Here is a 20,952-nt window from a genome sequence, read left to right as displayed (position 1 = left end):
CGCGAGGTTGTCCACAGGCCCGGCAGCCCCTCTTGACGGAGCCGCCGGACATTGTCACATTCATCAGTGTCAGGTTACGGAGGGGGTGGCGGCGTGAGTCTGCTGAATCTGCCGGGAGCGCGCGAGCGCCGGGTGCCGACGGGCGGCATCGAGCTGTGCGTCGTCGAACTGGGCGACACGGCGCGGCCGACGATCGTGCTGGTGCACGGCTATCCGGACAGCAAGGAGGTCTGGACCCAGGTCGCCGGGCGGCTCGCCGAGGAGTGGCACGTCGTGCTGTACGACGTACGCGGTCACGGCAGGTCGACGGCGCCCCTACCGCTGCGCGGCGGGTTCACGCTGGAGAAGCTCACCGACGACTTCCTGGCCGTCGCCGACGCGGTGAGCCCGGACCGGCCGGTGCACGTGGTGGGGCACGACTGGGGTTCGGTGCAGGCCTGGGAGTTCGCCACGGTCAGCCGCACCGAGGGCCGGATCGCCTCCTTCACCTCGATGTCCGGCCCGTCGCTGGACCACTTCGGGCACTGGATCAAGCAGCGGATGTCCCGGCCCACCCCGCGCCGGGTCGGCCAGTTGCTCGGCCAGGGCGCCAAGTCCTGGTACGTGTACATGCTGCACACCCCGGTGCTGCCGGAGCTCGCCTGGCGCGGCCCGCTCGGCAAACGGTGGCCGCGCATCCTGGAGCGGCTGGAGAAGGTCCCTCCGGGTGACTACCCGACGCCGTCCCTGCCCGACGACGCGGCGCACGGCGCCTGGCTCTACCGGGACAACGTCCGCGCCCGGCTGCGCAGACCGCGTGCCGACGCGTTCGCGCACGTACCGGTCCAGCTGATCACCCCGACCGGTGACGCCTTCCTCTCGGAACAGCTCTTCGAGGACTTGGAGGCCTGGGTCCCGCAGTTGACGCGGCGCTCGTTGCCCGCCAAGCACTGGGTCCCGCGCACCCGGCCGGACCAACTGGCCTCCTGGATCAGCGACTTCGCCGCTGCCAACGAGGCCGCGGCGCACGGCGGTGCTCCGGTACGGGACACCGCGCCGAAAGGGGCCTACGCGGACCGGTTCGGCGGACAGCTCGTCCTGGTGACGGGTGCGGCCGGCGGGATCGGGCGGGCCACGGCCCTCGCGTTCGCCGAGGCCGGCGCGCGCGTGGTGGTTGTGGACCGGGACGCGGAGGGGGCGAGCAGGACGGCGGAACTCGCCCGGCTGGCCGGCGCCCCGTCCGCCTGGGCGGAGACCGTCGATGTCAGCGACGAGCAGGCCATGGAGAAGCTCGCCGAGAAGGTCGCCGCCGCATACGGCATCGTCGACGTGCTGGTGAACAACGCGGGTATCGGCATCGCCGGTTCGTTCCTGGAGACGACCACCGACGAATGGAGACGCGTCCTCGACGTCAACCTGTGGGGCGTCATCCACGGCTGCCGGCTCTTCGGCTCGCAGATGGCCGACCGCGGCCAGGGCGGCCACATCGTCAACATGGCCTCAGCGGCGGCGTATCAGCCGTCCCGTGCGATGCCCGCGTACAGCACGACGAAGGCCGCCGTCCTGATGCTCAGCGAGTGCCTGCGCGCCGAGCTCGCCGAGAAGTCGATCGGGGTCAGCGCGGTCTGCCCCGGCATCGTCAACACGAACATCACCTCGACCGCGCGCTTCGCCGGGGCGGACGCGGCGGAGGAACAGCGGCTGAGAGCGCGTACGAGCAGGCTGTACGGGATGCGCGGCTATCCGCCGGAGAAGGTCGCCCAGGCGGTCCTCAGGGCGGTCGTGCGCAACCAGGCCGTCGTTCCGGTGACGCCGGAGTCCCACGCCGCCCGGTTCCTGTCCCGGATGGGTCCCGGAGCGCTGCGCGGGATCGCCCGGCTGAAGCCGCCGCTGTGAACGCCGCCGGACCGCCGGTGGCCGGCGGGGCGGCCGCCGAGTACCGGATCGAGGACCTCGCGCACGCCAGCGGTGCCACGGTCCGCACCATCCGCGCCTATCAGGACCGCGGACTGCTGCCGGCCCCGGAGCGTCGGGGCCGGGCCAATGTGTACCGGGACGCCCATCTCGCCCGGCTTCGGCAGATAGCGGACCTGCTCGGCCGGGGCTACACCCTGGCCAGCATCAAGGAGTTGCTGGAGGCCTGGGACACCGGCCGCGGGCTCGGCGGGGTGCTGGGGCTCGTCGCCGAGGTGCACGGGCCGTGGACGGATGAGCGGGCCGCTCGCGTCACCCGCGCGGAGCTGGCAGCGAAGTTCGGCGGTCGTCCCGACGACGAGGCGGTCGCCGAGGCGGTGGAGCTGGGCATACTCGAACGAATCCCGGGACGGGACGACGAGTTCCTGGTTCCCAGCCCACAAGAGCTCGCGGTGGCCGCCGAGTTGCACGCGGCCGGCGTCCCGTTGAGCGCGATCTCCGGCCACCTGCGGGAACTTCGCGGACAGGTCGAGCGCATAGCCGCGCGCTTCCTGGAGTTCACGACGGAGCATGTCTTCGCCCGCTATCTCGGCCATCGCCCCCCGACCGACGCCGACGCGGCCGGTGCGGCGTCGATGGTCCGCCGGCTCCGCCCACTGGCGCAGCAGACGGTGGACGCCGAACTGGCCCGGGCCATGCGGACGTTCGCCACACGCCAGCTGACACAGCACCTGGCCGCCGACGGGCCGCCCCCCTCCCGGCCGACCCCGCACGTGCCGGTGCCGACCGCTCTGCCGGTCACGCTGCCGGTCGGGACGATCAGCGCTGTGGAAAACCTTGTTGGGCGCGACAACGTCGAGGCCTTCATCGCGGCTGCCGCCGAACGCGAGGTACAGACACGGACATTGAATGCCATCACGTCATCTCACGTCATTACCTAGCCATTTGCTCAAATAGTCCATACGGGCGGCGACTTATCCACAGATCAGCCAAGTAGCCTGTGGATAACATGAGTTGGCTGTGGATCAAACATGTGGACGCACACGACCGCTGAGCCCGGGCGCACCAAATTCCGATGCGCGGGAGAGGGTGCCACGGGCAGGCTGTCGGGATGGACGAAAGACGCACCGTCAAGGTGTCCAAATACCTCTCGAAGCATCTCCGGCATCAGCCCGAACGGATCGGTCTCACGCTGGACGCCCACGGCTGGGTGGCGATCGACGAGTTGTTGCGAGCCCTCACCCGCCACCACTTTCCGCTCACCCGCGCCGAGCTCGACCACGTCGTCGCCTCCAACGACAAGCAGCGCTTCGCCGTCGAGGGCGACCGCATCCGGGCGAGCCAGGGACACACCGTCGACGTGGACCTGGACCTCCCCCCGGCAGAACCGCCCGCCTTCCTCTATCACGGCACCGTGGGCAGGTCCCTGGACGCGATCCGCGGTGAAGGGCTGCGTCCGATGAACCGGACGCACGTCCACCTCTCACCCGATCGTGAGACGGCGACCCGCGTCGGGGCCCGTCGCGGCCGTCCCGTCGTCCTCTCCGTGGACGCGGGCGCCATGCACCGGGCGGGACACGTCTTCCACGTCAGCGCCAACGGGGTCTGGCTCACCGCCGCCGTACCCCCGCAATTCCTGCGCCTGCCCGGCTGACACGGCGATCCCCCTGCCGGCCCTACCCGGCAGGGCGCTGCCACACCGCCGGCGCTCAGCCCACGAGCTGGGCCAGGCCCTCGGTCACGATCTGTGCGTAGCGCTTCTCGTCCGGCACCGCGGCGGGGAACGCGGGGCTGCCGTCGGGCACCGGAGCGTGGATCACGATCTCGGTGAATCCGAGCTCTGCATAGCTGCCCGCGAAGTCCACGAACGCGTCCACGGAAGCGAACGGACCGCCCCGGCCCCCGGTCGGGTCCGGGTTGAACTCCGGCGTGAAGCCGGTCAGAAGGATCTTGTCGAGCTCGGCCACGTCCCTGCCGCTCTCGGCACAGGCCCTGCCCAGTCCGGCCATCTGAGCACGGACGGCGTCGACCGATTCCGCCGCGCTGCCTGACTCGTACAGCTTCGGATCCCCCGTGGTCACCCACGCCTGACCGTACTGTGCGGCCAGCCTGAGCCCCCGCGGCCCCGTCGCGGCGACGGCGAACGGCAGCCGCGGCAGCTGCACGCAGCCCGGCACGTTCCGCGCCTCGGTCGCCGCGTAGAACTCACCCTCGGACGTCAGGCCGGCCGGCTCGCGGAGCAGCCCGTCCAGCAGCGGCACGAATTCGCCGAACCGGTCCGCCCGCTCGCGCGGGGTCCACGGCTGCTCGTCGCCCCGCAGGAGCGTCGTCGCGTCGAAACCGTTGCCACCGGCCCCGATGCCCAGCGTGACGCGGCCGCCCGAGATGTCGTCGAGCGAGATCAGTTCCTTGGCCAGGGTGACCGGGTGCCGGAAGTTCGGCGAGGTCACGAGCGTCCCCAGCCGTAGACGCGAGGTGGCGCAGGCCGCCGCCGTCAGGGTGGGGAGGGCGCCGAACCACGGCTGGTCGCGGAAAGCCCGCCAGGCCAGGTGGTCATAGGTGTACGCGGCGTGCAGGCCGAGCTCCTCGGCGCGCTCCCACTGCGCCCGCCCACCCTCGTGCCAACGGCGGACGGGCAGGATGACGGTGCTGAGGCGCAGAGGGGTGCTCATGGCCCAGAGTTTACGGGTGGTCCGGCCGGCCCCACCTTTTCCGCCCAGCCGGCCGACAGGGCGGTCGCCGTGCGTCCTCGGGTGTCGTCGGATGGCGTCGGACGTCGGGTTTCGTCGGACGTCGGGTGTCGTCGGCTTGGGCGTGCGTCGGCTGGAAACCGCCGACATATGCCACAGGAATGTTCCCCAGCTCAGGGGCTTGCCCACTCAGATGTGCGCCCCTGCGCACGCCCGTGCACCCCCGTACGGGACAATGGCCAGGTGACCTCAGCTACCGAACAGCCCGTTCCTGCCGCTCCCCGGCTGATCGCCACCGACCTGGACGGCACCCTGCTGCGCGACGACAAGACCGTCTCGGACCGCACGGTCGCGGCGCTCGCGGCTGCCGAGGAGGCCGGGATCGAGGTCTTCTTCGTCACCGGCCGCCCCGCCCGCTGGATGGGTGTCGTCAGCGACCACGTGCACGGCCACGGCCTGGCGATCTGCGCCAACGGCGCCGCCGTAGCCGACCTGCACGCCGACGGCAGGCTGCTGAAGGTGCGGGCCCTGGAGCGGTCGACGGCCCTCGACGTCGTACACACGCTGCGCGCTGCCGCCCCCGGCACGTCGTTCGCCGTCGAACTGGCCACCGGCATCCACTACGAGCCGGCCTACCCGCCCTTCCATCTGGACCCGGGCGCCACGGTGGCCGTCGCCGAGAAGCTGCTCCACGAGGAGACGCCGGGCGCCGGCGCTCCCGTGCTGAAGCTCCTGGCCCACCACGGCGAACTGGCCCCGGACGCGTTCCTCGCCCTGGCGCGCGAGGTGGCCGGGGACCGGGCGTCGTTCACCCGGTCCAGCCCCACCGCCCTCCTGGAGGTCAGCGGGCCCGGCGTCTCCAAGGCCAGCACGCTGGCGCTCTGCTGCGCCGAACGCGGCATCTCGTCCACGGAGGTCGTCGCCTTCGGCGACATGCCGAATGACGTGGAGATGCTGAGCTGGGCGGGCACGTCGTACGCGATGGGCAACGCACACCCCGCCGCTCTGGCGGCCGCCTCCGGCCGGACGGTCACCAACAACGAGGACGGCGTCGCGGTCGTCATCGAGCGGATCGTCGCCGAACGCGCCGGCCTCCGCGTGGGGAACTGAGAGCACCGCTCCCCGCCCGGTGCCGGACGCTCAGAGCGGCGCCTGCCACAGCACCGTCGTACCGGCCCCTCCCTCACCGGTGCCGGACGCTCAGAGCGGCGCCTGCCACACCACCGTCGTACCGGCCCCTCCCTCACCGATGCCGGGCCCGAACCAACTGGCTCCGCCGAGCGCTTCCGCCCGGCGGGCCAGGTTCCGCAGCCCGCTGCGCCGCCCGCCGGCCGGGATGCCGACCCCGTCGTCGGCGACCGAGAGCCGCACCGCGTCCCGCCCGTCGGGCAGGGTGGCGGTCGCGTCGACGACCACGTCGATCCGTGCCGCGCCGGCGTGCCGGAAAGCGTTGGACAGCGCCTCCCGCAGAGCCGCGATCAGATTCTTGCCGGTCAGCTCACCGACCAGGGAGTCGACCGGCCCGAGGAAGCGGTGGGACGGTTTGAAGCCCAGCGGGACGGCCGCCATGTTGATCTCGCGCAGCACACGGGTGCGCAGACCGGAGGGCGCCTCGGCCGGTTCCTGTTGCAGAGCGAAGATCGCGGTACGGATCTCCTGGATGGTCACGTCCAGTTCGTCCACCGCCCTGCCCACCCCGCTCTGCACCTCCGGCACGTCCGACCGGCGCTGCGCGCTCTCCAACAGCATCCCGGTGGCGAACAGCCGCTGGATGACCAGGTCGTGCAGGTCACGGGCGATGCGGTCCCGGTCCTCGTAGACCGCGAGCCGCTCCCGGTCGCGCTGCGCCTCGGCCATCATGAGCGCCAGGGCCGCCTGCGAGGCGAACTGGCCGGCGAGGGTCCGCTCCGTCTCCGTGAACGGCCGGCCGCCCTTGGCACGCGGTGTGGCGAGCGCGCCGAGCAACCGGCCCCCGCTGTGGAGCGGGAGCATCATGCTGGGGCCGAACCGGTCCGCCAGCCTGGTGACCATGCGGGAGTCGGTGGCCGAGTCGTCGATGAACACCGCCTCGCCGTTCAGCAGCCGGGCCATCACCGGGCTGTGCGCCGGAATGATCACTCCGAGCGAGGCGGACGGGTCGTCCGCGGAGACGGCGACGATCTCCAGCCCCCCGTCCGCGGAGGGCAACAGCACGATGCCGGCCGCGGAGCCGGCGAGACGGCGGGCCTGTTCGGCGACGACGGAGAGCGCGTCGTCGGCGTCCCCGCCCGACAGCAGGGCGGTGGTCACGGCCACCGAGCCGTCGATCCACCGCTCGCGCTGCCTGGCCGCCTCGTACAGCCGCGCGTTGCCGATGGCGATGCCGGCCTCGGTGGCCAGCACGCGGACCATGTGCAGGTCGTAGTCGTCGAACTCGCCGCCGCCGGCCTTCTCCGCCAGATAGAGGTTGCCGAAGATCTCGCCCTGGACCTTGATGGGCACCCCGAGAAACGTGCGCATGGGCGGGTGGCCCGGCGGGAAGCCGGCGAACCTCGGGTCGGAGGTCAGGTCGGCCAGCCGCAGGGGGCGCGGGTCGTGGATGAGTGCGCCGAGCAGGCCCCTGTGCCCGTCCGGCCGGCGCCCGATCCTGCGCGCCACCGCCTCGGAGGCTCCGTACGTGACGAAGTCGGACAGGCCCTTGCCCTCCTCGTCCACGACACCGATGGCCGCGTAGCGGGAGTGGGCCAGCTGCGCCGCCGTTTCGCAGATCCGGTCGAGCGTGGAGTGGAGTTCGAGGCCCGTGCCCACCGACCGCATGGCCTCCAGCAGCCGTGGTACGCGTGCGGTGAGTTCGGTGGACAGGCCCTGCAGACTGCGGGTCGCCTCCGTCGCGGCGTCGAGCGAGTCCGTCGGCCCCCTCGGGTTCGGTGAGCCCGTCGGCTTCAGGGAGTCCTGTCGCTTCAGCGGTTCTTCCGGATGGTGCCGGTCCTTCGCACGCTCCGGATGGTTCGGATCCTGCTCTGGCATACCCAGAGCGTAGTTAGTCCCTTTTGTAGGGGAAAGTCGAGGCCGGTGGCCGTACGGGTCGCTACGCGGGCGTGCCCGCCCTCGCGCGCGGATCGGCCACGGTCTCCCGTTCGCGCTCCAGCATCCGCCGCAGCGGGCCGTCCACCGACGCGAGAGCCTCGTAGGGGCCGCGCTGCACGACAGCGCCTGCCTCCAGCACCACCACCTCGTCGACGGCGTCCAGTCCTTCGAGCCGGTGGGTGATCAGCACCGTCGTCCGCCCCTCCGTGGCCGCCAGCAGGTCCCCGGTCAGGGCGTCGGCCGTCGGCAGGTCGAGGTGCTCGGCCGGCTCGTCCAGGACCAGCACCGGGAAGTCCGCGAGCAGCGCCCGGGCCAGGGCGAGCCGCTGGCGCTGACCGCCGGAGAGCCGGGCGCCGTGCTCGCCGACGAGGGTGTCCAGGCCGTCCGGCAGCGCCTGCGCCCAGTCGAGCAGCCGGGCCCTGCCGAGGGCGTCGCGCAGTTCCGCCTCCGTCGCGCCGGTACGGGCCAGCCGCAGGTTCTCCCGGATGGAACTGTCGAAGATGTGGGCGTCCTGGGCGCACAGGCCGACGAACCGCCGGACCGTGTCCCCGTCCAGCGCGGACGCTGCCACCCCGCCGATCCGGTACGTCCCCGACCGGGCGTCGAGGAAACGGAGCAGGACCTGGGCCAGCGTGGTCTTCCCGGAACCGGACGGGCCCACCACCGCGATGCGCCGGCCCGCCTCCAGCGTGAGGTCGACGGAGTCCAGCGCATCGTGCCCGGCCCCCGCGTAACGGGCGGACAGGCCGCGCACCTCCAGCGGGAAGGGCGACGCGGGAGCCTCGGCCGGGACGGCCGGCTCCCGCACCGGCACCGGTGCGTCCAGCACCTCGAACACCCGCTCCGCGCTCCGCTCGACCCGCTGCCGGTACTGGACGGCGAGCGGCAGACCGGTCACGGCTTCGAAGGCGGCCAGCGGGGTGAGGACGACGACGGCGAGTTCCACCCCGGCCAGCCGGCCCTCGGCCACAGCCGGAAGGGCGACGAGGGCGGCCGCGACCACGGTGAGGCCGGCGATCAGGGCGCTCAGACCACCGCCGAGCGCGGTGGCGGTCGCCGCCCGGGCGGCGATCCGGGTCAGTGCTCCGTCGGCCTCCCGGGTCCGGGTCAGGCGTGCCGGGAGCGCCCCCGCGACGGTGAGTTCGGCGGTCCCGCCGAGCAGGTCGGTGATCCGGGTGGCCAGATCGGCCCGCGCGGGCGCCAGGCGGCGCTCCGCGTGCCGGGCACAGGCTCCGCTGACGAGCGGGACCCCGACCCCGGCCAGCAACAGTCCGGCGGCCAGCACGAGCCCCGCCTCCGGCAGCAGCCAGAAGGTGAATCCGGCGGCTCCCGCACCGACGACGACCGCGGTCGCGGCGGGCAGCAGCCACCGCAGCCAGTAGTCCTGCAGGGCGTCCACATCGGCGACGAGTCGTGAGAGCAGGTCCCCGCGCCGGGTCCTGCGCAGGCCCGCGGGCGCGATCCGCTCCAGGCTCCGGTAGACGCCGACGCGGAGCTCCGCGAGCATCCGGAGCACGGCGTCGTGCGAGACGAGGCGCTCGGCGTAGCGGAACACCGCCCGCCCGAGCCCGAACGCGCGGGTCGCCGTCACCGCCACCATCAGGTAGAGCACAGGGGGCTGTTCGGAAGCACGCGAGATCAGCCAGCCGGAGACGGCCATGAGGCCGACGGACGAGCCCAGTGCGAGGCTTCCCAGCAGCAGAGCCAGCAGCAGCCTGCCGCGCTGCGCACCGGCGGTCTCCCTCACCCGGGCGAGCACGTGCCCGGCCGACGCCGCCGTATCCCGCGGCACCCCGGGTTCACGGGGTGCCGCAGCCGTTACGGCCGGCTCCGCCCCGGGCGCACCGCCCGACACCGCGTCAGGCACCCGCTCCTGTCCGTCCGCCCCGACAGCCGTCCCGTCCGCCCCGGCAGCCGCCTCGGCCGGCGACAGTGTCACCACCCGGTCCGCGACAGCCAGAAGCGCCGGGCGGTGGACGACCAGCAGCACGGTCCGGCCGACCGCCAGTCGCCTCACGGCCTCGACGATGCCCGCCTCCGTCTCCCCGTCCAGGCTCGCGGTCGGCTCGTCGAGCAGCAGCACCGGCCGGTCGGCGAGGAACGCCCGGGCGAGCGCGAGCCGCTGGCGCTGTCCGGCGGAGAGCCCCGCGCCGTCCTCGCCGAGGAGCGTGCGGGCGCCGTCCGGCAACGCGCTCACGAAGTCGTGCGCCCCGGCCTCGCGCAGCGCGGCCGTCACCGCGCTGTCGTCCGCCCCGGGCCTGGCCAGCCGGACGTTCTCCGCGATCGTTCCCGCGAAGAGGTGCGGGTGCTGCGGCACCCAGGCGATCCGCTCGCGCCAGCGCTCGGGGGAGAGGGCGGCCAGATCGGTCCCGCCGACCCGTACCCGGCCCTCGTCGGGTGCCACGAACCCCAGCACCACGTTCAGCAGCGTGGACTTTCCGACGCCGCTCGGGCCGACCAGCGCGACGGTCTCCCCTTCGTCCACCACCAGCGAGGCCGCCGCGAGCGAGGGGGCGGTGCGTCCGGCGTGCCGGACGGTCACTCCGTCCAGTTCCAGCCGCAGCGAGCCGGGAACCTCCCGCGTACCGCCCGTGCGCGGCTCGGTCTCCAGGACGGCGAAGATCTCCTCGGCGGCCGAGAGTCCCTCGGCCGCCGCGTGGTACTGCGCCCCTACCTGCCGGATCGGCAGATAGGCCTCGGGCGCGAGGATCAGCACCACGAGACCGGTGTAGAGGTCGAGATCACCGTGCACGAGTCGCATGCCGATGGTGACGGCGACGAGCGCCACCGACAGCGTGGCCAGGAGCTCCAGGGCGAAGGACGACAGGAAGGCGATCCGCAGCGTCCGCAGAGTGGCCTGCCGGTACTGCGAGGTGATGGTGCGGATGGACTCCGCCTGGGCCTTGGCCCGGCCGAAGACCTTGAGCGTCGGCAGGCCCGCGACCACGTCGAGGAAGTGCCCGGAGAGCCGGGAGAGCAGCCGCCACTGCCGGTCCATCCGCGACTGGGTGGCCCAGCCGATCAGAATCATGAAGAGCGGGATGAGCGGCAGCGTGACGACGATGATCGCCGCCGAGATCCAGTCCTCGGTGACGACCCTGGCCAGTACGGCCACCGGCACCACCACCGCGAGTCCGAGCTGCGGGAGGTAGCGCGCGAAGTAGTCGTCGAGCGCGTCGATCCCCCGCGTGGCGAGCGCCACCAGGGAGCCGGTGCGCTGCCCGCTCAGCCAGTCCGGGCCCAGCTCCGCCGCCCGGGCGAGAAGGCGCCCGCGCAGTTCGGACTTGACGGCCGCACCGGCCCGGTAGGCGGCCAGCTCGGTGAGCCAGGAGACCAGGGCCCGGCCGAGTGCGACCGCGGCGAGCAGGAGGAGCGGCGTATGCAGGCCCGTGCCGGTGAGGCCGTCCTCGAAGCCTCCCACCACCACCTCGGCGACCAGCATGGCCTGAGCGATGACCAGCGCCGCTCCGGCCAGCCCGAGCACCACCACCGCCACCAGGAAGAAGCGGGTGGCACGAGCGTGGCGGAGCAGACGCGGATCGATCGGTTTCACGTGAAACACCCCACAGGGCTCGGCTCGGTCAAGGCACTCACTGCGTTCAGTGCGCGTCGGCGATGTGCTGCGTACCGATCCGCTTGCGGAACACCCAGTACGTCCAGCCCTGGTAGACGAGTACGACGGGAGTGGCGATCCCCGCACACCAGGTCATGATCTTCAGCGTGTACGGGCTGGACGAGGCGTTGGTGACCGTGAGGCTCCAGGCGCCGTTCAGCGAGGACGGCATGACGTTCGGGAAGAGCGTCAGGAACAACATGACGACCGCGGCCGCGATGGTCACCCCGGAGAAGGCGAAGGACCAGCCCTCGCGCCCCGCCGCAATGGCCGCGATCGCCGCGACCAGGGCCACCACGGCGACGAGCATCGCGATCAGGCTCCAGCCGTCTCCGTGGTCGAGCTGGGTCCAGACCAGGAAGCCCAGCGCGAGGACCGCGGTGACCGCGCCCAGCTTCAGCGCCAGCTTGCGCGCCCGGGCCCGGATGTCCCCGACCGTCTTGAGGCCGGCGAACACCGCGCCGTGGAAGGTGAAGAGGGAGAGCGTGACCAGTCCGCCGAGGATCGCGTACGGATTGAGCAGGTCCCAGACGTTGCCCACGTACTCCATGTCCGCGTCGATCTTCACGCCCCGGACGATGTTCCCGAAGGCCACGCCCCAGAGCAGGGCCGGGATCAGCGAGGTCCAGAAGATCGCGTGCTCCCAGTTGGTCTGCCACTTCGCCTCGGGCCGCTTGGCCCGGTACTCGAAGGCGACGCCCCGGACGATCAGGCAGAGCAGGATGAGCAGCAGCGGCAGGTAGAAGCCGGAGAACAGCGTGGCGTACCACTCGGGGAACGCGGCGAAGGTCGCTCCGCCGGCGCTGAGCAGCCACACCTCGTTGCCGTCCCAGACGGGCCCGATCGTATTGATCAGGACCCGCCGCTCCTTACGGTCGCGCGCCAGCAGCTTGGTCAGGACACCGATCCCGAAGTCGAATCCCTCCAGGAAGAAGTAGCCGGTCCAGAGAACGGCGATGAGCACGAACCAGACGTCGTGGAGTTCCATCTCTCGGCTCCCTGAGCTCTCAGTAGGAGAAGGCCATGGGCCGGTCGGCGTCGTCGTGGTCGCCGCCGATCCTGGTGGGCGGGTTGAGGTCGGCGTCGGTGAGCTCCGGCGGTCCGGCCTTGACGTACTTCACGAGGAGCCTGACCTCGATGACGGCGAGCACCGCGTAGAGCAGCGTGAACAGGATCATCGAGGTGAGCACCTCGGCCTGCGAGACGCCGGGGGAGACCGCGTCACGGGTCTGCAGGACTCCGTAGACGACCCAGGGCTGTCGGCCCATCTCGGTGAAGATCCAGCCCCAGGAGTTGGCGATCAGCGGGAAGAGCAGGGTCCACAGCGCGACGATCCAGTAGCACCTGGCGAGCTTCGGGCTCAGCGCCTTGTTCTTGAACAGGACCAGATGGGGCACCTCGTCCTCACCGGTGCGCATCCCCGGCGGCAGCATGAACTTCTTCCTGGTCAGCCACAGTCCGAGGATGCCGAGGCCGAAGGACGCCATGCCGAAGCCGATCATCCACCGGAAGCTCCAGAAGGCGACGGGGATGTTGGGCCGGTAGTCGCCGGGCCCGAACCGCTCCTGCTCGGCCTTGTTGATGTCGTTGATGCCGGGGACGTACGAACGGAAGTCGTCGTCGGCGAGGAAGGAGAGCACTCCGGGGACCGAGATCTCGACGGAGTTGTGCCCCTTGCTCACGTCCCCGTAGGCGAAGATCGAGAAGGGTGCGGAGTTCTCTCCGTCCCACAGGGCCTCGGCCGCCGCCATCTTCATCGGCTGCTGCTTGAACATCACCTTGCCGAGCTGGTCTCCGCTGACGGCGGTGAGGAGGCCCGAGATCACGATGGTGATCAGCCCCAGCCGCAGCGAGGTGCGCATCACCGGGATGTGCTTCTTGCGCGCCAGGTGGAAGGCGGCGATGCCGACCATGAACGCGCCGCCGACCAGGAAGGCCGCCGTGATGGTGTGGAAGAACTGGGCGAGCGCGGTGCTCTGCGTCAGCACGTGCCAGAAGTCGGTGAGCTCGGCCCGTCCGCGTTCCTTGTTGATGCGGTAGCCGACCGGGTGCTGCATCCAGGAGTTGGCGGCCAGGATGAAGTACGCGGAGAGGATGGTGCCGATCGAGACCATCCATATGCAGGCGAGGTGGATCTTCTTCGGCAGCTTGTCCCAGCCGAAGATCCACAGGCCGACGAACGTGGACTCGAAGAAGAACGCGATCAGCGCCTCGAAGGCGAGCGGGGCTCCGAAGATGTCGCCGACGAACCGCGAGTAGTCGGACCAGTTCATCCCGAACTGGAACTCCTGGACGATGCCCGTGACGACGCCCATGGCGATGTTGATCAGGAAGAGCTTGCCCCAGAACTTGGTGGCCCTGAGGTACTTCTCCTTGTTGGTCCGCACCCAGGCGGTCTGCAGGCCGGCGGTGAGCGCGGCAAGAGAGATCGTCAGGGGAACGAAGAGGAAGTGGTAGACGGTAGTCGTTCCGAACTGCCATCGCGCCAGGGTCTCCGGCGCCAGAGCTAGCTCCACGTCGTCTTCTCCTTACGTCGCCGTCACTGAGCCGGACGTTTGTCCTTTAAATCCGACTGATCATGGGAGAAAGCAGGACACGCTTGTGAACGCGTTCACATTCACAAGCAAAATTATGGCGCACGTACTTTCGGAAGGTATGACCGGGGGTGCCCTCCAGGGGCGAACCGCTCACGCGCCCCGCGCCAGCCGCCCCCGGCCACCCGCCCGCCCCCGCGAACGCCCACGTCAGGGCCCGGCGCACCCCCCATGTGACGGCCCCCACAGGCCCACGCGAACGGCCCCGCACCTCGCGAACGAGATACGGGGCCGTGGGCCGAGGGTTACGGGTCAGAGGCGCGCGCCGCAGGGGCGAGGGAGGCGGGCCGGCGCTACAGCTCCTTGCGGTACGACTCCGTCACCTTCAGGAACAGGTCGTTCGCCTCGTCCTCCCCGATCGTGACCCGCACGCCCTCGCCGGCGAACGGCCTGACCACCACGCCGGCCTTCTCGCAGGCCGCCGCGAAGTCGGTCGTGCGGTCCCCCAGCCGGAGCCAGATGAAGTTCGCCTGGGACTCGGGCACCGTCCAGCCCTGTCGCACCAGCGTCTCGTGCACCCGCTGGCGCTCGCACACCAGGGAGCCCACCCGGCCCAGGAGTTCGTCCTCGGCCCGCAGCGACGCCACCGCCGCGTCCTGGGCGAGCTGGCTGACGCCGAAGGGCACCGCCGTCTTGCGCAGCGCGGCCGCCACCGGCTCGTGGGCGACGGCGAAGCCGACCCGCAGCCCGGCCAGACCGTAGGCCTTGGAGAACGTCCGCAGCACCGCCACGTTGGGCCGCTCCCGGTAGATCTCGATCCCGTCGGGCACCTCGACGTCGCGGATGAACTCCTTGTACGCCTCGTCGAGCACCACGAGCACATCACCCGGCACCCGGTCCAGGAACCGCTCCAGCTCCGCCCGGCGCACCACGGTGCCGGTCGGGTTGTTCGGGTTGCAGACGAAGATCATCCGGGTCCGGTCGGTGATCGCGTCCGCCATCGCGTCCAGATCGTGCACCTCACCGTCGGTCAGCGGCACCTTCACCGACGTCGCCCCGCTGACCTGCGTGATGATCGGGTACGCCTCGAACGAGCGCCAGGCGTAGATGACCTCGTCACCCGGGCCCGAGGTGGCCTGCAGCAACTGCTGGGCCACGCCGACCGAACCGGTGCCGGTGGCCAGGTGCGCGAGCGGTACACCGAAGCGGTCGGACAGCTCGTTCATCAGCGCGGTGCAGGCCATGTCCGGGTACCGGTTGAAGTGCGCGGCGGCGGCCAGCGCGGACTCCATCACGCCGGGCAGCGGCGGATACGGATTCTCGTTGGAGGACAACTTGAACGCGGCCGGTCCGTCCGCCGCGGCGGGCTTGCCCGGCACGTAGGCGGGGACGCCGTCCAGTTCGGCGCGCAGCTTGGGGCTCGTCTCGCTCACCGCAGGTCCTCCTCGACCGTCTGTACACATCAATACTGCTCACCTTATGAGGATTGGGCGCCGCTGCGAATGGCAGGACCGCGGATTCGCCGGGTGAGCCCGGAATGAGGGGGAGCGCTCCTCCTCCTGGCACGCGCCGGTGGCTCACGCCCTGGCGCGCGTCCCCCGAAGAGGTGAGTTGAGACCTCTTCGAGACATGCCCCTATCGGCAGGCCCATCCGATCCCATACGTGACACATGATGGCCTGCACCACCAAGCCCCTTGCTTACCAAGGCGGTTGGGATGGTTTGACCATGCAGAAACGTGCCTGTCAACGAGTGCATATGCGACCCGGCGAAGTACCCTCGCGAGCCCTACTATCGGCTCGCCATGACAGCAGCAGGGAAGCACCAGGTGAGCCGGACGGAGACCCGGCGCGGCGGCCGGCAGGGACGAGCAGGGATCCGGGACGTGGCCGCCGCCGCCGGGGTCTCCATCACGACCGTCTCCGACGCGCTCAACGGCAAGGGCAGGCTCCCGGACGCCACCCGCCGCCATGTCCGCGAGGTCGCCGAGCGCCTGGGCTATCGCCCTTCCGCCGCGGCCCGCACGCTCCGTACCGGCAAGTCCGGCCTCATCGGCCTGACCGTGACGACCTACGGGGACGAACCCTTCACCTTCACCGAATTCGCGTACTTCGCCGAGATGGCCAGAGCCGCCACCTCCGCCGCGCTCGCCCGCGGCTACGCCCTCGTCATCCTCCCCGCCACCTCACGCCACGACGTCTGGTCGAACGTCGCGCTCGACGGCACCGTCGTGATCGACCCCTCCGACCAGGACCCGGTCGTCACCGAACTCGTACGCCAGGGGCTGCCCGTCGTCTCCGACGGACGGCCGGCCGGGACCCTCCCGGTCACCGCATGGGTGGACAACGACCACCGGGCCGCCGTCCTCGACCTGCTCGACCATCTCGCGGCCGCCGGAGCGCGCCGCATCGGACTGCTCACCGGCACCACCACCGACACGTACACCCGGCTGTCCACCACCGCGTACCTCCACTGGTGCGAGCGCGTCGGCCAGGATCCCGTGTACGAGTCGTACCCCGCCCACGACCCGTGTGCGGGCGCGGTGGCGGCCGACCGCCTGCTGGCCCGTCCGGACCGCCCGGACGCCGTCTACGGCCTCTTCGACCCCAACGGCACCGATCTGCTGGCGGCGGCCCGCCGGTACGGTCTGCGCGTCCCGGAGGACCTGCTGCTGGTCTGCTGCAGCGAGTCCACCGTGTACGCGACGACCGAGCCGCCCATCACCACGCTCTCGCTCAAGCCGCGCCGCATCGGTACGGCGGTCGTCCAGCTCCTCATCGACGCCATCGAAGGCGTCGACCAGGACGGGCCGGTGGAACAGGTCATACCGACGGAACTCATCGTCCGGACCTCCTCGCAACGCAGGCCGCCACGCACCACGGTCAGCCCGCCGCGGTCCCCGGCAGGGGATTGATCAGGCCATTTGGGACCAATCGACCGATGAACCTGGCGTGCGCGCGGATTCACCACCCCTGGTGCGTCACAGAGCACGATCCTCATTCCTATGATGGGCGCACGACACCGCGGACCACCCCGACCAGGCAGGGCCCGTCAGGTGTACGGCGGCGCGACGGTGGTGGAGGGGTCGATGACACAGGGGGCCGGTCAGGAACCCGTGGTGCGGACGGCGACGTTGCGCGACTTCCGCGTACCGCCCTATGCGCAGTCCCCTGCGCCGCCCGCCCCACCGCACCCGGGCAACGCCTTCCCGGGGGGCGAGCCGCCGGAGGGGTACACCCCCACCGAGCGCGACCTCCCCGTGATCAGCCGCGAGGACACCGTCCGGGTACGGTCCGTGCCCGAGGCGCGGCCCGCTCAGGAGCCGGGTCTCGGACCGCTGTACGTCGTCGGTGACGTCCACGGCTACCTGGACGAGCTTCTCGCCGCCCTCGCCGAACAGGACCTGATCGACTCCGAGGGCAACTGGTCCGCGGGCAACGCGCGACTCTGGTTCCTCGGCGACTTCACCGACCGGGGGCCCGACGGGATCGGCGTCATCGACCTCGTGATGCGGCTCTCCGCCGAGGCCGCGGCCGCCGGCGGTTACTGCAAGGCCCTGATGGGCAACCACGAACTGCTGCTCATCGGCGCCAAGCGGTTCGGGGACACCCCCGTCAACTCCGGCGCGGGAACGGCCACCTTCCAGGCCGCCTGGCTGCTCAACGGCGGCCAGAAGAGCGACATGGAACGGCTCCAGGACGTACACCTCCAGTGGATGTCCCGGCTCGACGCCGTCGTCAAGGAGGACGAGCACCTCCTGATGCACTCGGACACGACGGCGTACCTCGATTACGGCTCCACAATCGAGGACGTCAACGACACGGTGCACGCCATTCTCACGCGCAACGACGCGGACGAGTGCTGGGACCTCTTCCGCAAGCTGACCAAGCGGTTCGCCTTCCGTGACGAATCGGGTCCCCAGGCGGTCCAGGAGCTCATGGCGGCCTACGGCGGACGGCGCGTCGTCCATGGTCACAGCCCCATTCCCTACCTTCTGGGCGAAGTCGGCTCCGAGGACGGCGAGGAGAGGTCGACGCCACTGGTGGAGGGTCCGCACGTGTACGCGGAGGGGCTCGCCATCGCCATGGACGGCGGAGTGACCATGGCCGGAAAGCTACTGGTCGTCCAACTCCCGCTGCATGACTGACGTCCTTCGGGGAAGACGCATCCCAACCTGTACACGCCGACCACTGGGCCTATTTCTGGAAACCCCCTGTCACCCCGTGCCGTGGGCGCTCTACCATCGGCGTATCAGTAGCAGGCTCTCCTCCGTTTCCGCCTGACTGCCCGGTTCGCGCGGGCACACAGGCCCTACGGAGCATCGGGGGATGCACATGAACAGCGCTCCGCACCTGCTGACCGAGGACCGGCCCGAGTACGAGCGGATCCTCGACGACGCACTGCGTCACGCCCATGAACGACCGGATCTGGCCGCTGTCGGTGAACGGCTCAATCCGGTGCAGCTGCGCACCATGGCGATGGCGGCCACCGCGCTGATCACCGCCGCGGCCGCCACCGAGTACGAGCACTACGTGAAGGCCCGCGCGGAGATCCGCGCCGCGGCCGCCGACGAGGACGGCGACCAGGAGACCGGCACGAACGGCGCCCCGCAGTCGGGCGCCGGCATCGGAGTCGTCATCACCGTCCTGGCGCCGGTACTGGCGGGCACCGCCGCGGTGATCTTCCTGCTCATCGGCTACATCCTGAAGGCACTCGACCCGCCCCCGGCGTTCGCGCGCACCATGGTCGGCGTGGGCTGGTTCTTCGCGGCGGCGATGGCGGCCGCCATCCTCGTCGCCGCCGTCGGCCTCCTCATCACGGCTCTGCGCAACGGCTCGACCTCGGTGGCCGCCGAGGAGCAGGGCGAGGAACTGCCGGAGGACGTGGCCCGCGCCAGAGAGGCCTGGCGGCACGCCCTGCTGGAACGCGGCATCCTGCCGTTCCTGCGGGACGCGCTCGCCGACCCCGGGGCCGCCCCGGCCGCGCGCACGCCGCACCGTTCGGCCAACCGCATCCCGAAGATCGGCTACAGCCGGCCGGACTTCTCCAGCCCGGACGACGGTCCGGCCGCCGCACCCCGCCCGACGTTCACCAGTCCGGACTTCACCAGCCCCGACTTCGGCGGGCCGGAGCACGAGCTGGACTGACCGGACCGCGGCGGCCTGGGGGGCGGCCTGCCTCCCCCCAGGCGTCCCGGACGGCCGGAGGCGGCCAGGTCGCTCTCCGCCCCGACGCGCCTGCGGCCGTGCTCAGTCGGCGATCGGCAGATAGACCCGGTTGCCCGCCGCCGCGAACTCCTTGGACTTCTCCGCCATGCCCTCCTCGATCTCCGACTGCGAACCCCCGTGCTCGCGCCGGATGTCCTGGGAGATCTTCATCGAGCAGAACTTCGGGCCGCACATCGAACAGAAGTGCGCCGTCTTCGCCGGCTCGGCCGGCAGCGTCTCGTCATGGAACTCCCGGGCCGTGTCCGGGTCCAGGGCCAGATTGAACTGGTCCTCCCAGCGGAACTCGAACCGGGCGTCCGACAGCGCGTCGTCCCACTCCTGCGCCCCCGGGTGCCCCTTCGCGAGGTCCGCCGCGTGGGCCGCGATCTTGTAGGTGATGACTCCGGTCTTCACGTCGTCCCGGTTCGGCAGGCCGAGGTGCTCCTTGGGCGTCACGTAGCAGAGCATCGCCGTCCCCCACCAGGCGATCATCGCGGCGCCGATGCCCGAGGTGATGTGGTCGTACGCCGGTGCCACGTCGGTCGTCAGCGGCCCGAGCGTGTAGAACGGGGCCTCCTCGCAGATCTCCTGCTGGAGGTCGATGTTCTCCTTGATCTTGTGCATCGGCACGTGGCCCGGGCCCTCGATCATGGTCTGGACCCCGAACCGCTTGGCGACCGTGTTCAGTTCGCCGAGCGTACGCAGCTCCGCGAACTGGGCCTCGTCGTTGGCGTCCGCGATCGACCCGGGCCGCAGCCCGTCGCCGAGGGAGTACGTCACGTCGTACGCGGCGAGGATCTCGCAGAGCTCCTCGAAGTTCTCGTAGAGGAACGACTCCTTGTGGTGCGCGAGGCACCACGCCGCCATGATCGAGCCGCCCCGGGAGACGATGCCGGTCTTGCGCCGGGCCGTCAGCGGTACGTACGGCAGGCGCACGCCGGCGTGAACCGTCATGTAGTCGACGCCCTGTTCGGCCTGCTCGATGACGGTGTCCTTGTAGATCTCCCAGGTCAGCTCCTCCGCCCTGCCGTCGACCTTCTCCAGTGCCTGGTAGAGCGGCACGGTGCCGATCGGCACGGGGGAGTTGCGAAGAACCCACTCACGGGTGGTGTGGATGTTGCGGCCGGTGGACAGATCCATGACCGTGTCGGCGCCCCACTTGGTCGCCCAGGTCATCTTGTCCACCTCCTCCTCGATGGAGGACGAGACCGCGGAGTTGCCGATGTTGGCGTTCACCTTCACCAGGAACCGCTTACCGATGATCATCGGTTCGATCTCGGGGTGGTTGACGTTGGCCGGCAGCACGGCCCTGCCCGCGGCGATCTCCTCGCGCACCACCTCCGGCCCGACGTTCTCCCGGATCGCGACGTACTCCATCTCCGGGGTGACCTCGCCCCGGCGGGCGTACGCGAGCTGGGTGACGGGTCGGCCGTCCCGGCTGCGCCGCGGCTGGCGGGGCCGGCCGGGGAACACCGCGTCCAGATTGCGCAGCCCCCCGCGCGGTGAGGTGTGCTTGAGCCCGTCGTCCTCGGGGCGTGCGGGCCGTCCCGTGTACTCCTCGGTGTCGCCGCGGGCGATGATCCAGTTCTCCCGCAGAGGCGCCAGCCCCCGGCGGACATCGGTCTCGGCCGATGGATCGGTGTACGGCCCCGACGTGTCGTACAGCGTCACGTCCTTGCCGTTGGTGAGGTGCACCTGACGAACCGGCACCCGGAGGTCCGGGCGTGAGCCCTGGACGTACCCCTTGTGCCAGCCGATGGACTTCCCGGCCTCGTCGCTCTGGTCCGAGGCAGGCGTGCGTGCGTCCGCTGTGGTCATGAGACCTACTCCCTACGCCGGCATTACCCGGTAACAGGTTCGGCGGTCGGCGCAGCCCGTCCCGTACGGACGTACGGAGTTCAGCGCCCTCTCAGCCCGGTGCTCCGAGCTCCCGCGTGTGCAAAGGTGCCA

General features: G+C 70.9%; 14 protein-coding genes and 1 riboswitch. Of the genes, 7 read left to right on the top strand and 7 right to left on the bottom strand.

Annotation, left to right across the window (positions count from 1 at the left end; all coding sequences use genetic code 11):
- Positions 1-102: 102 nt before the first annotated feature.
- From ABZ454_RS01945 to ABZ454_RS01935, 3 genes are all read left to right on the top strand, one after another.
- Entirely contained in the window at positions 103-1,875 is a 1,773-nt protein-coding gene (locus ABZ454_RS01945) for an SDR family oxidoreductase (protein ID WP_359535743.1), read from the top strand.
- Positions 1,872-2,834, top strand: coding sequence for a MerR family transcriptional regulator (locus ABZ454_RS01940; RefSeq protein WP_359535642.1), 963 nt, complete (start codon positions 1,872-1,874; stop codon positions 2,832-2,834). Before ABZ454_RS01945 ends, ABZ454_RS01940 begins: the two co-directional genes overlap by 4 nt.
- Before the next feature lie 170 nt (positions 2,835-3,004).
- A complete protein-coding gene (locus tag ABZ454_RS01935) occupies positions 3,005-3,547 on the top strand; it encodes an RNA 2'-phosphotransferase (protein ID WP_359535641.1) in 543 nt (180 codons plus the stop codon).
- A 55-nt stretch (positions 3,548-3,602) separates the two neighbouring features.
- Here ABZ454_RS01935 and ABZ454_RS01930 read toward each other — a convergent pair whose 3' ends face one another.
- On the bottom strand, positions 3,603-4,565 hold the full coding sequence (locus ABZ454_RS01930) for an LLM class flavin-dependent oxidoreductase (RefSeq protein ID WP_359535640.1): 963 nt from the start codon (positions 4,563-4,565) through the stop codon (positions 3,603-3,605).
- 261 nt (positions 4,566-4,826) lie between these two features.
- Between ABZ454_RS01930 and ABZ454_RS01925 the strand changes: the two genes are divergently transcribed.
- Positions 4,827-5,693 carry an HAD hydrolase family protein gene (locus ABZ454_RS01925; protein ID WP_359535639.1) on the top strand — a complete coding sequence of 289 codons (867 nt, stop codon included), beginning with the start codon at positions 4,827-4,829 and terminating at the stop codon, positions 5,691-5,693.
- Between the two features lie 90 nt (positions 5,694-5,783).
- Here ABZ454_RS01925 and ABZ454_RS01920 read toward each other — a convergent pair whose 3' ends face one another.
- From ABZ454_RS01920 to hisC, 5 genes are all read right to left on the bottom strand, one after another.
- A complete protein-coding gene (locus tag ABZ454_RS01920) occupies positions 5,784-7,589 on the bottom strand; it encodes a GAF domain-containing protein (RefSeq protein ID WP_359535638.1) in 1,806 nt (601 codons plus the stop codon).
- A 61-nt stretch (positions 7,590-7,650) separates the two neighbouring features.
- Positions 7,651-11,202, bottom strand: a complete 3,552-nt coding sequence (gene cydD / locus ABZ454_RS01915; RefSeq protein WP_359535637.1) for a thiol reductant ABC exporter subunit CydD — start codon at positions 11,200-11,202, stop codon at positions 7,651-7,653.
- A 46-nt stretch (positions 11,203-11,248) separates the two neighbouring features.
- Positions 11,249-12,250: a cytochrome d ubiquinol oxidase subunit II gene (gene cydB, locus ABZ454_RS01910; protein WP_356320718.1), complete on the bottom strand. Its 1,002-nt coding sequence runs from the start codon at positions 12,248-12,250 to the stop codon at positions 11,249-11,251.
- A gap of 19 nt (positions 12,251-12,269) precedes the next feature.
- Complete coding sequence (locus ABZ454_RS01905; protein ID WP_356320716.1) at positions 12,270-13,778, bottom strand: cytochrome ubiquinol oxidase subunit I; 1,509 nt, start codon at positions 13,776-13,778, stop codon at positions 12,270-12,272.
- 371 nt (positions 13,779-14,149) lie between these two features.
- Complete coding sequence (hisC, locus tag ABZ454_RS01900; RefSeq protein WP_356320973.1) at positions 14,150-15,229, bottom strand: histidinol-phosphate transaminase; 1,080 nt, start codon at positions 15,227-15,229, stop codon at positions 14,150-14,152.
- A gap of 370 nt (positions 15,230-15,599) precedes the next feature.
- Between hisC and ABZ454_RS01895 the strand changes: the two genes are divergently transcribed.
- From ABZ454_RS01895 to ABZ454_RS01885, 3 genes are all read left to right on the top strand, one after another.
- The gene (locus ABZ454_RS01895; protein WP_356320975.1) at positions 15,600-16,709 is read left to right on the top strand and encodes a LacI family DNA-binding transcriptional regulator; all 1,110 of its coding nucleotides are present in this window, start codon (positions 15,600-15,602) and stop codon (positions 16,707-16,709) included.
- Positions 16,710-16,883: 174 nt separating this feature from the next.
- Entirely contained in the window at positions 16,884-17,942 is a 1,059-nt protein-coding gene (locus ABZ454_RS01890) for a metallophosphoesterase (RefSeq protein ID WP_359535636.1), read from the top strand.
- Between the two features lie 181 nt (positions 17,943-18,123).
- Positions 18,124-18,942 carry a hypothetical protein gene (locus ABZ454_RS01885; protein ID WP_356320979.1) on the top strand — a complete coding sequence of 273 codons (819 nt, stop codon included), beginning with the start codon at positions 18,124-18,126 and terminating at the stop codon, positions 18,940-18,942.
- A gap of 102 nt (positions 18,943-19,044) precedes the next feature.
- On the opposite strand, the gene thiC is transcribed toward ABZ454_RS01885, so the two are convergent.
- Positions 19,045-20,820, bottom strand: a complete 1,776-nt coding sequence (thiC, locus tag ABZ454_RS01880; RefSeq protein WP_356320980.1) for a phosphomethylpyrimidine synthase ThiC — start codon at positions 20,818-20,820, stop codon at positions 19,045-19,047.
- A riboswitch (TPP riboswitch) is annotated at positions 20,813-20,946 on the bottom strand. Its footprint overlaps the gene before it by 8 nt.
- Positions 20,947-20,952 lie beyond the last annotated feature (6 nt).

Origin of the sequence: Streptomyces sp. NPDC005803 (assembly GCF_040630435.1) — a bacterium.
GTDB lineage: Bacteria > Actinomycetota > Actinomycetes > Streptomycetales > Streptomycetaceae > Streptomyces.
The sequence above is the reverse complement of the archived record's forward strand: the minus strand, read 5'-3'. Positions and strand labels throughout refer to the sequence as shown.